Annotated in this window: 20 protein-coding genes; 18 read left to right on the top strand and 2 right to left on the bottom strand. The window is 51.8% G+C overall.

From position 1 onward, the window contains the following. Window positions 1–14: 14 nt before the first annotated feature. Together IXC47_RS08330 and IXC47_RS08325 are read right to left on the bottom strand one after the other, a co-directional pair. Window positions 15–434 (bottom strand): surface-adhesin E family protein, encoded by a 420-nt coding sequence (locus IXC47_RS08330; protein WP_195875276.1) that lies wholly within the window; start codon window positions 432–434, stop codon window positions 15–17. A 368-nt stretch (window positions 435–802) separates the two neighbouring features. Further along, complete coding sequence (locus IXC47_RS08325; RefSeq protein ID WP_195875275.1) at window positions 803–1,312, bottom strand: hypothetical protein; 510 nt, start codon at window positions 1,310–1,312, stop codon at window positions 803–805. Window positions 1,313–1,340: 28 nt separating this feature from the next. Between IXC47_RS08325 and IXC47_RS08320 the strand changes: the two genes are divergently transcribed. The 18 genes from IXC47_RS08320 (at window position 1,341) to IXC47_RS08235 (ending at window position 12,344) form a co-directional block, all read left to right on the top strand. Then, window positions 1,341–1,604 carry a hypothetical protein gene (locus IXC47_RS08320; protein ID WP_195875274.1) on the top strand — a complete coding sequence of 88 codons (264 nt, stop codon included), beginning with the start codon at window positions 1,341–1,343 and terminating at the stop codon, window positions 1,602–1,604. Window positions 1,605–1,696: 92 nt separating this feature from the next. Next, on the top strand, window positions 1,697–2,284 hold the full coding sequence (locus IXC47_RS08315; protein ID WP_195875273.1) for a hypothetical protein: 588 nt from the start codon (window positions 1,697–1,699) through the stop codon (window positions 2,282–2,284). Beyond that, window positions 2,281–2,700, top strand: coding sequence for a hypothetical protein (locus IXC47_RS08310; RefSeq protein ID WP_195875272.1), 420 nt, complete (start codon window positions 2,281–2,283; stop codon window positions 2,698–2,700). Before IXC47_RS08315 ends, IXC47_RS08310 begins: the two co-directional genes overlap by 4 nt. Window positions 2,701–2,709: 9 nt before the next feature. Then, complete coding sequence (locus IXC47_RS08305; protein ID WP_195875271.1) at window positions 2,710–3,000, top strand: winged helix-turn-helix domain-containing protein; 291 nt, start codon at window positions 2,710–2,712, stop codon at window positions 2,998–3,000. After that, a complete protein-coding gene (locus IXC47_RS08300) occupies window positions 2,997–3,428 on the top strand; it encodes a hypothetical protein (protein WP_195875270.1) in 432 nt (143 codons plus the stop codon). Before IXC47_RS08305 ends, IXC47_RS08300 begins: the two co-directional genes overlap by 4 nt. After that, window positions 3,425–4,012, top strand: a complete 588-nt coding sequence (locus IXC47_RS08295; protein WP_195875269.1) for a recombination protein NinG — start codon at window positions 3,425–3,427, stop codon at window positions 4,010–4,012. The genes IXC47_RS08300 and IXC47_RS08295 overlap by 4 nt, the downstream gene beginning before the upstream one ends. Next, window positions 4,012–4,776, top strand: a complete 765-nt coding sequence (locus tag IXC47_RS08290; protein ID WP_195875268.1) for a hypothetical protein — start codon at window positions 4,012–4,014, stop codon at window positions 4,774–4,776. The genes IXC47_RS08295 and IXC47_RS08290 overlap by 1 nt, the downstream gene beginning before the upstream one ends. After that, complete coding sequence (locus IXC47_RS08285; protein ID WP_195875267.1) at window positions 4,769–5,524, top strand: hypothetical protein; 756 nt, start codon at window positions 4,769–4,771, stop codon at window positions 5,522–5,524. Before IXC47_RS08290 ends, IXC47_RS08285 begins: the two co-directional genes overlap by 8 nt. Window positions 5,525–5,736: 212 nt before the next feature. Further along, complete coding sequence (locus IXC47_RS08280; RefSeq protein ID WP_195875266.1) at window positions 5,737–6,015, top strand: hypothetical protein; 279 nt, start codon at window positions 5,737–5,739, stop codon at window positions 6,013–6,015. Between the two features lie 13 nt (window positions 6,016–6,028). Beyond that, complete coding sequence (locus IXC47_RS08275; protein ID WP_195875265.1) at window positions 6,029–6,181, top strand: hypothetical protein; 153 nt, start codon at window positions 6,029–6,031, stop codon at window positions 6,179–6,181. Between the two features lie 259 nt (window positions 6,182–6,440). Further along, entirely contained in the window at window positions 6,441–6,593 is a 153-nt protein-coding gene (locus IXC47_RS08270) for a hypothetical protein (RefSeq protein WP_195875264.1), read from the top strand. 100 nt (window positions 6,594–6,693) lie between these two features. Further along, entirely contained in the window at window positions 6,694–7,056 is a 363-nt protein-coding gene (locus tag IXC47_RS08265; protein ID WP_195875263.1) for a hypothetical protein, read from the top strand. Continuing rightward, window positions 7,053–7,244, top strand: coding sequence for a hypothetical protein (locus tag IXC47_RS08260; RefSeq protein ID WP_195875262.1), 192 nt, complete (start codon window positions 7,053–7,055; stop codon window positions 7,242–7,244). The genes IXC47_RS08265 and IXC47_RS08260 overlap by 4 nt, the downstream gene beginning before the upstream one ends. Window positions 7,245–7,495: 251 nt before the next feature. Further along, on the top strand, window positions 7,496–7,795 hold the full coding sequence (locus IXC47_RS08255) for a hypothetical protein (protein ID WP_195875261.1): 300 nt from the start codon (window positions 7,496–7,498) through the stop codon (window positions 7,793–7,795). Continuing rightward, entirely contained in the window at window positions 7,773–9,227 is a 1,455-nt protein-coding gene (locus IXC47_RS08250) for a hypothetical protein (protein WP_195875260.1), read from the top strand. The genes IXC47_RS08255 and IXC47_RS08250 overlap by 23 nt, the downstream gene beginning before the upstream one ends. Before the next feature lie 2 nt (window positions 9,228–9,229). Beyond that, complete coding sequence (locus tag IXC47_RS08245) at window positions 9,230–9,667, top strand: hypothetical protein (RefSeq protein ID WP_195875259.1); 438 nt, start codon at window positions 9,230–9,232, stop codon at window positions 9,665–9,667. 374 nt (window positions 9,668–10,041) lie between these two features. Continuing rightward, on the top strand, window positions 10,042–11,949 hold the full coding sequence (locus IXC47_RS08240; RefSeq protein WP_195875258.1) for a hypothetical protein: 1,908 nt from the start codon (window positions 10,042–10,044) through the stop codon (window positions 11,947–11,949). After that, entirely contained in the window at window positions 11,949–12,344 is a 396-nt protein-coding gene (locus tag IXC47_RS08235) for an FmdB family zinc ribbon protein (protein ID WP_195875257.1), read from the top strand. The genes IXC47_RS08240 and IXC47_RS08235 overlap by 1 nt, the downstream gene beginning before the upstream one ends. Window positions 12,345–12,384 lie beyond the last annotated feature (40 nt).

The raw sequence follows: 12,384 nt of genomic DNA, 5'->3' as shown, positions 1-12,384 counted from the left end.
AATGAGCGCGCATCTCATTTGAATTTTCTACTGCAGACATAGTTGAACACAAGCTCACCCATGGACTCTGGTACAACTTCAGCAAAACTTGACGGTGTAAGTGGGTATTTGGCGGAATGCAACGTTTCCCCTTCGCCCAATAATCCGGCGTAGCTTATTCTTTGTGCCATAGCCGTTGATCGCTCAGCGCAGTTGTAATGACCCAGCACCTTTGATGATCGCGAAGCTGGCGTTGCGCCACTGGATGGGCGGCCTTCTGGGTCAATATCTGACCACATTACCCATGCCTTCCTATTAGATTTCATTGTTACGATTGACGATACATCAACATACGCATAACTTGAATCGCTTACCCCTGCAAGTTTCCAGTCAGCAGCCTGAGCGCTAGACGCGAGAAAGCCAATTGTTGCAACAAACAAAGTAGTAATTTTCATTATGTATTTTTGGTGGTTATGGATTGGGTCGTGCCTTAACGGCTGGTCATACTACAGCCTGAAAAATGTTGGCGCATCTCATAAACTAGGTAGTAATTGTTGCTTTTGAAAATTCTATAAATTAACACACGCAAATTCAACTTCCTTTTATACTGGATGCCCAAACAGTGTTCCTGCGTTCCCCAAAACTCCGAAGAGAGTCGAACCACGAAAGGCGACTGTTGTTTATTCAGACATTAGGAGCGTCCATGTTTAAGCAACAACAGCAAGAGTTAAATTCGCTATTCGATACAGTCTTTGACGATGATGACCGTCTGTACATTATTGCCGTCACTCGCAAAATAGCTGCGCGCCAGACAGTACGAAAGCTACCCGGTTTGAGGCTTATTACTGGAGGAGTTGACGTTGGACTTGAGCGCTCTGGCCTCCGCCTCCTCGCAAGCGTCTAGTATTCGGTGTCGGCCTTTAGTATCGGCATTACTAAAGGCCGCGACAATGCGAATTAACTCAGCGGCATCAACCGCGCCAAGCGACGATACATCTATCGGCTTCAGTTTTGTCTTAGAAGTTTTTTGATCAGCCGCTGGCAATAGTTGCGGTGGGTTTTCCACATCAAACGAAGGAACCAGAAGCTGCCACGGTTGCATCTTCAGGCCAGCGGCTACTTCGCCCAATGTATCAAGGCGGGCCATTGATCGGCAATGCCACGCTCTATCGATTGTGCTTTTTGGTACGCGTAACTCTGTTTCAGCTTTCGCAGCGCTTGTAATACCTCGCGCCTCGAAAATCTTCCCCAGATTCTCAGCAAGTAATTTTTCTATAGCTAATCCCATATACGGGACTATGCCGGAAAAATAAACCCGTTTGTGGGTTGACATATCCCGACTATGGGATAAACTCACGGGTATGGACACAAACGACCTCACTTTTGTAAAAAACGCGCTCGAAGCGATTCGCCCAACTGATTGGGACGTAGTTGCTGAAAAATCGGGCGTACCTCTCGGAACACTACGCAAAGTCGCTTACGGCGAAGTCACAGACCCTCGCTTCTGGACTGTTAAGAAGCTTGCTGACTATTTCCGCTCCGAATCTGCAGACCAGCCGGTTATCGAGGGCAAACCGATTGACGGCGCAACAGTACGCAAGCCCCGCAAAGCAGTAGCTGCATAAGGCAAACCACTGGCCGAAGAGCCTTTTGCCTGATTTGCGAGAGAGAAGTTAATAACCATGAACACAGATTAATTGATCGGGAGAAGAGAGTCATGCGCAACGAATCGCACAAGTCGTTAATAGGAATCCTTCGTGAGCATGTCATCGCTTGGCGCAAGGCTGAGGGCTGGAGCCGTGAGACGGTTGTCCAGCACATCGTTGAGAGTGACAAGGGAGCATCCGGCATCGTGTTCAATCCACAGACTAGCGATACGTTTGAGCGCATGAAGGTCAATGCAGATCGCGTATTCCGCTGGCTGGATGACGAAAGCAAGGATACGAATCTTTGCCCGCCAAACTTTATCCCTTCGATCCTGAAGGCCATGCCTGTAGAGCGCCGTCTGGCTTGCTGCGCAGAGGTCATGGTCAGCATCGGCCTGGGCGCCTGCCTGCTGTCCGATGGCGAAGAGGGCGATCTCTCTATCAATGACGTATTTGAAGTGCAGCGCGACGACCTGGACGCACTGCAAGCAGTAACCGCCGCAATCCAATCCCCAACGCTTGAAAACCTCGAAATCGCAGACCGCAAATTAGCCCGGGCACAAAAGCGTAAAGAACGCCTGCAAAAAATCATCGCGTTTGCCCGTAAAGCTGGCGGCGTACTTGGTCGTTTTATTCATCCTAAGAAGGAGTTGGTATGAGCCTCCCATCCAAAGGAACACGTGGCCGCGTACTGCTTGATTACCTCGCCACCGTTGAGTCGCAAGATATTGGTGGCGTCATAGCTGCGCTTTCGGAAAGCCTCACGAAAAACTCCATACGCAATGCGATTGCAGAAATGTACCTTCGCGGCCATGTCGATAATCTGTCGATTGAACAAGAAGGCGAGCCACGCCGCTCAGCAATTACAGATGAGGTCGCACTCACTCAAGCCACTCGCTACGAGCTGGAAGATGCTGAAGACGAAGTAGCGATCAAAGCAAATGCTGCTGCACTCGTCCCGCCGCGCCAAGTAAATGTACTCAACACACCTCCGCTGAACCCAAGCCGATTTCTCAAGACCACTGGTACGCGCCCTGACTCTGATTGGTCGCAATTTCCATCTCGCCAACTGTAAGGAGCCTCCATGAAGACTCACGCCGCCGACACAAGTATTGCCTGCTATCACGGGATCGTCCAGGACAAGAAGGGCGCACAACATGCGCTGATCCTTGCTGCGATGTCGGCCGGCGTGACGTATTCCATGCAAGAACTGGCAGCGCGTACTGGCTTGCAAACATCGACTCTTAGCGCTCGTTTGTTTGAGTTGCGCGAGTCTGGCAGCGTTGAGCATGCACAGAAGCGTCGTTGCTCGATCAGTGGCGTGACGATTGAACCGCATCGTTTGGCTGCTGTGCAAGGGGCGCTGTTTCAATGAGTGCACTTGTTATCAACAGTGATTCGTCATTGCAAACAGTGCTTGGAACATTGCGCGAGATGTACGCGCAGCATCGCTTTGTCCGCATTGATGCCAAGACAGGCAAAGCTCGCAGCCTGGATCAAAACGCCATCAGCCACGCATGGTACGAGCAACTTGCCCGCGAACTGCGCGAAGACGACGCGCTCGGCTGGAAGTGTTATTGCAAGCTGCATTTTGGCGTGCCGATCCTGCGCACTGAAGACAACGAATTCCGCGAAATCTACGATAACTCGATCAAGGGTATGACCTACGAACGCAAGTTGATCGCCATGAAGTATCTGCCAGTCACTTCCAATATGACCAAGCCGCAACTGTCGAAGTATCTGGAAGCGATGCAGGCAGCTTTCGTGCCGCTTGGCGTGATGTTGGAGTTTCCGCAGCAATGATCCGCTCCCAATTCGGAAAAGCAAAGCCAAAGCTGCGCAAGTGCCGTATATGCCCAACACGCTTTGAATCGCGCTCAATGGCACACGTGGTATGCAGCCCACCTTGCACACTTGAATTAGCAGAACGAAAGCGCCTGAAGGCGGCCGCCAAGCGTGAGCAGGAAGAACGGGCGGCACACAGAGTTAGGAAGCAAGCAGCAAAGAAGCACGGCGAATGGGAAGGTGATTTACAGAAGCTGGTGAACAAGTGGGTTCGGGTAGTACGTGATGTCAACGAGCCTTGCATCTCATGCGGTACGACAAAGACAGTTCAGTGGGAAGCGGGACATTACATAGCAGTAGGCGCAAACAACACCCTTCGCTTCGTATTGGACAACATCCACAAGCAGTGCCACAGATGCAACGTCCAGCTCAGTAGCAACGCAATCATGTATCGGGTGGCCTTAGTAAAGAAAATCGGCGTGGAGCGTGTGGAGTGGCTAGAAGGACCACACGCAACAAACAAGATAAGCATTCCAGAATTACAAGCAGAGATCGCCCGCTACAAGGGCTTGATTAAGTTGGCAGATAAAGAGGTGGCGTGATGGCGCGCATTCGTTCGATAAAACCTGAGTTACCGCAATCCGAAAGCATGGGCAATATTTCCCGTGATGCGCGGCTGACTTTTATTCTCTTATGGACGCTCTCAGACGATGAAGGTCGGCTTCGCGGAAATTCGCGAATGCTCGCGAGCCTTCTTTTTCCATACGATGACGACGTTCCAAGCCTCATTGATGGCTGGATGAATGAGCTTGAAAACGAAGGCTGTGTAACGCGCTACAAGATCGATGGTCAGAGCTTCGTGCAGATACGTAACTGGTTGATTCATCAGAAGATTGACAAGCCGAGCAAGTCAAAAATACCTGCATTCGTTGATTCCTCGATAGTCCTCTCGAATCCTCTCGAAGTGTCGTCGGAGGAAGGGATCAAGGATCAAGGAAAGGATCAGGAAGGGAAGGGAACGCCGCCAGCGGCTGCGCCCAAGTCTTCCAGAAAATCCCCGAACACTCCTTTGCCTGACGGCTTTTGCATTTCGGAATCTGTTCGCAAATGGGCGGCAGCGAATTCGATTCAAAACCTTGATCGCCATTTCACATCGTTCGTCACCAAGGTGCAAGCCAAGGGTTACGTCTATGCCGATTGGGATGCGGCATTGCGTAACGCAATCTCGGACGATTGGGCAAAGCTGGGAGCCACTGCCAGCAAATCAGCAGTGACCGACCTTGCTGCGATCAACGCCCGCAACAACGCAGAAGCAAAACGACTTCTTGGCATCTGCGACGACGAATCGAAAGTTATCAATGCATAGCCGCGACTACGACGAATTCTCCGCATTGCTGGACGCAGCCTATGACCTGATCGGCGTCGGTCAGAACAAAACCATCAGCAGCGGCGCAAAAGCCTTGTTTTTCAAGTCGATGGGCCAGTACAGCATCGAGCAATTCCGCATGGCCTTGAACGGTCACTGCATGGACAAGCAACGCGGTCGTTTCACGCCAAAGCCAGCCGACATCATCGAGCAGATCGATGGCGCAACAGATGGGGACGGACGCCCGTCCGACGACGAAGCATGGGCAATTGCGCTAACCAGCCAAGACGAAGCCGACACAGTCGTATGGACGCAAGAAACAGCCGAAGCATTCGGAATCTGCCAACCAGTGATGGCAACTGGCGACAAAGTAGGCGCAAGGATGGCCTTTAAAGACGCCTACAACCGACTTGTTACGGCTTCGCGTCAATCGGGTAGCCCAGCGAAATGGAATGCCTCCTTGGGCTGGGATATGGATCGCAGAGCAAAGGTGATCGAGAAGGCTGCAACGGCTGGATTGTTGCCGGCACCGATGGCCACAGCGCTACTCGGAAATAGCGTTATCGGCGGAACGATAACGGAATGCCCTGAAGGCTTAAAGCGCGTCAAGGAAGAAATGGCAAATCTGATCGAGAAGCGCCAGGAAGAATCAGCCAGCTACGAACGAGCAAGACAAGCTGAGCGCGATGCAGAACTAGCCCGCAAGAATGAATTGGCTGAGCAGGCTAGATCGTTGGTGCGCGCATGACCTACCTACTCAACCCTCGCATATTCCTGATCGTAACCACGGTGCTATTCATCCTTGGCGCTATTGCTTACGGATGGAAACGCAACTGGCCGATGGCGGGATACCACGCATGCGCGGCTGGCTTGCAGATATGTGTGATGTGCGGAAGTAAGTAGAGCGGATTGAGTTTGATAAGCGTAACAACTGAGGTTTAACCACGAAGGAGAAATGAGATGTCTGAATCAAGCCGTGAAATGCCAAAGTATCAATGCCACAAACAAGTCTATGCGCTGAAGATTGAAAAGATTGAGCAATCGCCAGCAGACTTCGAATGTGAAGGTGGCTCGTACCACATCACACCAGCGGACGCTGGTTATGGCGCGTTCCCTGTGCCAGCCGCATTCGTTGATAAGCATAAGCCGGAAGCCGGTGGCTATTACGTGGTGTATGACGATGGCTACAAATCGTATTCGCCAGCATCAGCATTTGAATCTGGCTACGCGCCGATTTAAAACGGAGGGTGAAATGAATGACGAATATCAAGAAAATTTGATGCAAAAATGGCTATCTCAAATGACCGAGGAGCAGCAAGCAGAGTTCTTGCATCGAGTGAAGATGGTTCTGGATAGGGAAAAGAAGCACCCGCAAGACGTGCTTACGCAGACATTTCACCACTGATTTAGTCAATCAAACTGATGAAAGAGAGGGAGGGGGAATGAAGAATTGGATATTTGATCAATTTGGGCTATCGCGCTACCAGTGGTGCAGAAAATGGTACGGCGGCAGATGGGAGCTTTGGCATATCGGAATCTGCAATGCGGACATCTGGCTACGAATTCCAATGAACTATTCAACCGACTATCGCCAGCCATGTTCAGTCGGCCCGCGTATCGCGCAAGAAGTTTGGTCGGTCGAGTAATCAACCAAGGAGAAGAAGATGGGCGGAATCGGAGATGCAATAGGAGAAGCGCTGGTGAAGATCGCCATATTGTTGGTGATAGCTACTGCCTCAATTACCACTTTGCTGATTTATGGCGTGCCGTGGGCGTGGAGCTACATCAAGCCATGGCTGCACTCGGTAACAGGCTAGACCATGTACGCCTGCCTATGGTTTGGCGCAATCCTAATCATTGCTATTAGCGTGATTGTTTGGTGTGGGAAGAGATAAACGGAATTTCAAGGGAATAGGCATGATGAGAGACATAGACGAAACCACCAAAGCCGACGCACTGCTGATGGAGCATTACTACTGGCAGAAGTCATACCGCGAGAAGCTCGGCTATGGCACGGCGGCTCCCGAGTGTCGTCAGTCTCGATCAAGTCGCCAGTGGGATAGTACGGCTGAGATTGTGGATGAGGCAGTCACTCACTTGGAAATGGAAGCTGTCGATTGGTGCATGGATTCTGTAACCCCTGAATGCCGCCAAGCGATAGGCAAAGAGATGCGCAACAGGGAAGCCAAGGCGCAAGTCTGGCGCTCACCTGGTCCAGTGAGTTATCCTGAGGCTGTGGCGATGATTAAGCCGTTGATGAGGAAGAAAGATTTGCTATGAAGAACGAGATAAAGAATTGCGATCCTTTGTGGGGAGACAGCACATTCAAGAGGACGCAGCAGATTCGTGATTCAGCCTGTGAGCGGGATAGAGCAAAACTCGCTGCTCGGATGGGGCTTGACCAAGACGCAGAAGAAAATGTTGTATCCACGCAAAAAGAACTTGTAAACGGCGAAACAAAGGAGTAGTCTTCTAATTGTGTCACCTTGCACGCCTAAAGAAAAGTAAGGCGACACACGAAACACAATATTCAAAGCCTCGACTCTTCGGACTCGGGGCTTTTTTTCGTTCTCCTCCCTCACGTCTAACCACGTGTTCAGCCCGCCAGCTTGATTGCTCGGCGGGCTATTTTATTTCGTAACCGCAGTTCCTTAGATAGGGCTACCCCTAAAGAGGCCAGTAATGAAACTTTCTAAAGTGGAAGCTTTTAGACCAGACCATGGCTAAGGGCGCTAAAACAGGTGGCAGACAGCCAGGAACGCCCAACAAGGCGACCAAAGAGTTTCGCGATACCGTTAGTAGTCTATTGAGTGACAACGCTGAGAACGTCGCATTGTGGCTTGAGCAAGTTGCTAATGGGGTAGGCGATGCAAAGCCTGATCCAGGCAAAGCACTCGACTTGATGGCTAAGCTTGCTGAGTTCGCTGCGCCTAAGCTTGGCCGTGTCGAACACACAGGCAGGGATGGCGGTGATTTAGTCGTTGAGATAATTCGCTTTGGCGAAAATTCAGCTTCCTAACGGATGGCGACCACGCGGGTATCAAATCCCTGCATGGACGTATCTGGAAAGAGGTGGGAAGCATGCCGAATTAATCTGGCATCGTCGCAGCGGTAAAGATGAAGTTGCTTTGCATCGTACAGCTTGCGCTGCTTTTGAGCGTGTTGCCGGTTACTGGCACATGCTCCCTGAGTATTCGCAGGCGCGCAAAGCTATTTGGGATGCGGTTAATCCTCACACTGGCAAGAAGCGGATTGATGAGGCCTTCCCGAAAGAGCTGAGAAGCGCGACTCGTAATCAAGAAATGATGATCGAGTTCAAGAATGGCTCGAACTGGCAGGTTGTTGGATCGGATAACTTTAATAGTCTGGTTGGCACAACGCCTGCTGGGTTGGTCTATTCAGAATGGGCGCTTGCGAACCCATCTGCTCGAGCTTATCTCCGTCCGATCTTGGCAGAGAACAATGGCTGGCAGATGTTTATCACCACGCCACGCGGCAAGAATCACGCATATAAGACATACAACGCCGGTTTAGCCGACTCGAAGACGTTCACGCAACGCCTTTCGGTGCTGGACACTGGTGTGTTTTCACCAGAAGCATTGATTGCCGAGAAAGCCGCTTACATAGCGGAATGGGGCATCGATCAAGGCACTGCGCTGTTTGAGCAAGAGTACATGTGCTCATTCGAGGCTGCAGTGCTTGGTGCGTATTACGGCGCTGAGTTTCAATTACTCGAAGCTCGCAACGGCGTTACATTTGTTCCTCATGACCCGAATTTCCCCGTGCACACAGCATGGGATCTTGGCTATTCAGACGATACTGGCATCTGGTGGTATCAAGTAATCGCAGGTGAAGTGCGCATCCTTGAGTACTACGGGATAAACGGCAAGGATATGCAGCACTACATTGAGCAGATTTTCGGCAAGGAAATCCTCAATGATGAGTGGAAGATTCGCCGCAATGTGCCTATTGAATACGGAGCAATAAAGCCTGAGATTGCGCATCGCTGCGCATATAACTACGGTTTGTTTTGGTTCCCACACGACGCAAGAGCAAAAACACTCGCATCAAATGGCCGCTCGATTCAAGAGGTGGCCTGGAATGCGTTTGGCATGGCAAAGGTTCGCATCGTCCCGAGCATGAGTTTGCAGGATGGCATCCAAGCCGTCCGCGCCATGCTGTCGCGAGCGTACTTTGACAAAGAACTGGCCGGTGATGCAGTTGAGCTCGTCAAGCTGTATCAGCGCGAGTGGGACGACGATAAGAAGATGTTCCGAGACACGCCGCGACACGACTTCACATCACATGCTGCAGATAGCTTGCGAATGCTTGCGATTGCATGGGCCGAAGAACACAAATCACTAGCGCCGCCACCGACCAGGTGGCCGCAAGACCGAACAATCTCAGAAATGATAGCGCGGCAAACACGCCGCAGGGTAGAAGGGGAATAATCATGGCAACAGGCGATATGTACATTAACGGGCAGCGTTTCGCGCCCACGGGTGAGCTCTACGTTACCGACAGCGGGGCGCAAACCGGCATCACCGCTGTAGTTGGCGCATCTGGCAACGTGGCCGCAGCGTCAGCGGTCGCAACCTTGGCGGGGGCGGCGGGTAAAACCACCTACATCACGGGCTTTGAGGTGACGGGCTCGGGTGCAACTGCCGCCGCTGTCGTGCTGGTTACTGTTACCGGGCTTATTGGTGGTGCGACCGCTACGTATGTCCTGGCTGTAGTCGCTGGTGCGACCTTGGGAAATACCCCGCTGATTGTTCAATTCCCAAAACCAATACCAGCGAGTGCCGCAAATACTGCAATCGTCGTTACCGTGCCGACTCTGGGCGCAGGCAATACCAATAGCGCTGTTGTGGCGCATGGTTATCAGCTGTAATGACCGACTCGAACGCCAATAGCCTGGAGAAGCCCAGCGATCTAGGCAAATCGCCAGAGGCTATTAAGCGCCGCTGGACGCTGGAACTGAAGTTGGCCGACAAGCGCGAGTCTGACTGGCGCAAGAAAGCAACTGACATATATAAGCAGTACACGCCGCTTAGCCCTACCGCAAACTCGTTCAATATCCTTTGGACGAATACCGAGACATTGCGTCAGTCGGTCTATAACTCATTGCCGCAGCCAGATGTGCGTCGTCGTTACTCGGATGAGGATGAATTAGGCAAAGCAGTCGGCGAGGTAATGACCCGCGCGCTTGAGTTCTCGCAAGATACATACGACGAAGACGCAGTATTGAAGGGCGATGTCCTGGCAATGTTGCTGGCTGGCCGAGCTGTGTCGCGTGTTCGCTATATCCCTGATATTCGCCAAGTTGGCGAGAAAGAAGCGCCGGCAGAAGGCATCGAAGCAGAAGAAGGCGAAGCAGATCAATATGAAGAAATCGCATGGGAACAGGCTCTGTGTGAGCGCGTTCAATGGGACGACTTCCGCATCCTTGGTGCAGCTAAAACATGGGATGAAGTCTGCGCTATTGCATTCAAGCACCGCTTTACACGTGAAGACTGCGTTGAAAAGTTTGGCGAAGACATCGGCAACAAGATAACGATGGATGCCGCTGATGACGAGGATGTCAAGCAGTCAGATACGACTGCTGACTTGTTCAAGACGGCCGAGATTTGGGAAATATGGAACAAGGATGACAAGGAAGTCGTCTGGATCTGCAAGACCTATGCAACGCCTTGTAAAGTTCAAGACGACCCGATGCAGTTCTCTGGCTTCTTCCCTGTTCCGCGCCCACTGTACGCCATTGAGAACGACCAGACATTAATACCGGCAGCGCTGTACACGCAGTACGAGCAGCAAGCCAAAGAATTGAACCGCATCAGCATTCGTATCAACAATCTGATGGACGCGCTAAAGGTGCGCGGCATCTACGATTCGACGCTTACAGAACTGTCGGAGTTGATGAAGGCTGGCGACAATGAGTTAGTGCCTGCTCAGAACGTAGCTGCTATTGCTGAGCGCAGCGGGCTCGATAAGGCCATCTACATGATGCCTATCGATACCATTGCTTCGGTCATCAAGTATTTGTACGAGCAGCGCGACCAGACAAAACAAGTTATCTACGAGATCACCGGCATTGCAGACATCATGCGCGGTGCTACTGACGCCAGAGAAACCAAAGGCGCGCAAGAGATCAAAACGCAATGGGGTACTCAACGACTCCAGCGCATGCAGAAGGAAGTCCAGCGCTACATCCGCGATCTGATCCGGTTGAAGGCTGAGGTAATCGCCGAGAAGTTCCAAGTGGAAACGCTTGAAAAGATGACGCTGGTTAAGTTGCCGCGTCAAGCTGATCTCGACCAGCAAAAAGCTCAATTGCAGCAGATGGCGCAGCAATATCAGATGCAGGCACAGCAGGCGCAACAAGCTGGTCAACAGCCTCCGCCTCCGCCGCCTGGACTCGAAAAGCTGCAACAGCCAATGCCTATTTCATGGGAAGCCGTGGAGCAGGCAATGCGCGACGATGCTACTCGCACGTACCGTGTTGACATCGAGACAGACAGCACCTTATCTGCAACGCAAGATAGCGACATGGAAGGCTTGCAGCAAGTATTGACTGGGCTGGCATCGCTGATGCAAGCGTATGGCCCAGCAGTTCAGCAAGGCGCAATGGACATAGGCATGCTCAAAGAGTTGATGCTTGTCGTATGTCGTCGCGCCAAGATGGGTACGGCTGTCGAAGACGTTATTTCCAAGATGAAGCAGCCACCACCGCCTCCTAACCCTGAAGCAGGCAAGTTGCAGGCTCAGCAGCAAATCGAACAGATGAAGAATCAATCGATGATGCAGATTGAGCAGATGCGTGCGCAGATGGCAGATCAGCAAGCACAACGCGAGCTGGCATTGGATCAGCAACGTGCTCAGATCGACGCGCAAGTTGAGCAAGCTAAGCAGGAATCGCAAGCTCAGCAAAACGCACATCAGAACATGCTTGAGCAGCAGCGCGCAGAGGCTGAAGCGCAATTGGCGGCGGCACTCGAATCGCAGAAGCAAGAAAGCCAACTGATGATCGAGTCAATGAAGATTGACTTCCAACGCTGGAAAGCTGAACTGGATGCGGCAGTCAAGATTGAGTCAGCAAACATCAGCAGCAAAGCCAAGCTTGAGAATGCAGCCACGGAAACATCGACCGCTGAAATTACTCGCGAGGTGAACTGATGCCTGTCTACGAGTCCGTGTGCCTGAAATGTGGCAAGTATCACGACTACATCCGCTCGGTATCGCAATGCCTGGATACGCCGGAATGCTGCGGGCAAAAGACTGATAAGCGCATTCTGTCCAAGCCAATGGCGCGCATGGACATGCAACCGTGGGATGCCTACGAATCGCCAGCTACTGGTCGTGTAATCACGTCCTATGCAGAACGTCGCGCAGACATGGCGGCTTCAGGCTGTCGTGATTGGGAAGGCATGGATTCAGAGAAGCACAACGCAGCGCGGCAGAAGCAATATCAGGAAGAAGCAGAAGACAAGCAACTAGATGGAGTTGTCCGCCAAGCGTGGGCCAATTTATCACCGGCTAAGAAGGCGCAAGCCTTGGCCGAAGCGTCGTAACTCGGCTTAACAGCCACAACCCAACAAAGCACCTTATCGG

The organism is Herminiimonas contaminans (genome assembly GCF_015645465.1).
In the GTDB taxonomy this organism is placed as follows: domain Bacteria; phylum Pseudomonadota; class Gammaproteobacteria; order Burkholderiales; family Burkholderiaceae_D; genus Oxalicibacterium; species Oxalicibacterium contaminans.
Note: the sequence above shows the minus strand (reverse complement) of the source record. Positions and strands in the feature narration are given on the sequence as shown.

Coding starts and splice junctions, on each gene's coding strand:
- IXC47_RS08290 (WP_195875268.1), top strand. CDS start 4,012: ATGGCGCGCATTCGTTCGATAAAACCTGAGTTACCGCAATCCGAAAGC.
- IXC47_RS08310 (WP_195875272.1), top strand. CDS start 2,281: ATGAGCCTCCCATCCAAAGGAACACGTGGCCGCGTACTGCTTGATTAC.
- IXC47_RS08315 (WP_195875273.1), top strand. CDS start 1,697: ATGCGCAACGAATCGCACAAGTCGTTAATAGGAATCCTTCGTGAGCAT.
- IXC47_RS08235 (WP_195875257.1), top strand. CDS start 11,949: ATGCCTGTCTACGAGTCCGTGTGCCTGAAATGTGGCAAGTATCACGAC.
- IXC47_RS08285 (WP_195875267.1), top strand. CDS start 4,769: ATGCATAGCCGCGACTACGACGAATTCTCCGCATTGCTGGACGCAGCC.
- IXC47_RS08295 (WP_195875269.1), top strand. CDS start 3,425: ATGATCCGCTCCCAATTCGGAAAAGCAAAGCCAAAGCTGCGCAAGTGC.
- IXC47_RS08270 (WP_195875264.1), top strand. CDS start 6,441: ATGGGCGGAATCGGAGATGCAATAGGAGAAGCGCTGGTGAAGATCGCC.
- IXC47_RS08265 (WP_195875263.1), top strand. CDS start 6,694: ATGATGAGAGACATAGACGAAACCACCAAAGCCGACGCACTGCTGATG.
- IXC47_RS08280 (WP_195875266.1), top strand. CDS start 5,737: ATGTCTGAATCAAGCCGTGAAATGCCAAAGTATCAATGCCACAAACAA.
- IXC47_RS08320 (WP_195875274.1), top strand. CDS start 1,341: ATGGACACAAACGACCTCACTTTTGTAAAAAACGCGCTCGAAGCGATT.
- IXC47_RS08300 (WP_195875270.1), top strand. CDS start 2,997: ATGAGTGCACTTGTTATCAACAGTGATTCGTCATTGCAAACAGTGCTT.
- IXC47_RS08240 (WP_195875258.1), top strand. CDS start 10,042: ATGTTGCTGGCTGGCCGAGCTGTGTCGCGTGTTCGCTATATCCCTGAT.
- IXC47_RS08305 (WP_195875271.1), top strand. CDS start 2,710: ATGAAGACTCACGCCGCCGACACAAGTATTGCCTGCTATCACGGGATC.
- IXC47_RS08245 (WP_195875259.1), top strand. CDS start 9,230: ATGGCAACAGGCGATATGTACATTAACGGGCAGCGTTTCGCGCCCACG.
- IXC47_RS08325 (WP_195875275.1), bottom strand. CDS start 1,312: ATGTCAACCCACAAACGGGTTTATTTTTCCGGCATAGTCCCGTATATG.
- IXC47_RS08275 (WP_195875265.1), top strand. CDS start 6,029: ATGAATGACGAATATCAAGAAAATTTGATGCAAAAATGGCTATCTCAA.
- IXC47_RS08255 (WP_195875261.1), top strand. CDS start 7,496: ATGGCTAAGGGCGCTAAAACAGGTGGCAGACAGCCAGGAACGCCCAAC.
- IXC47_RS08330 (WP_195875276.1), bottom strand. CDS start 434: ATGAAAATTACTACTTTGTTTGTTGCAACAATTGGCTTTCTCGCGTCT.
- IXC47_RS08260 (WP_195875262.1), top strand. CDS start 7,053: ATGAAGAACGAGATAAAGAATTGCGATCCTTTGTGGGGAGACAGCACA.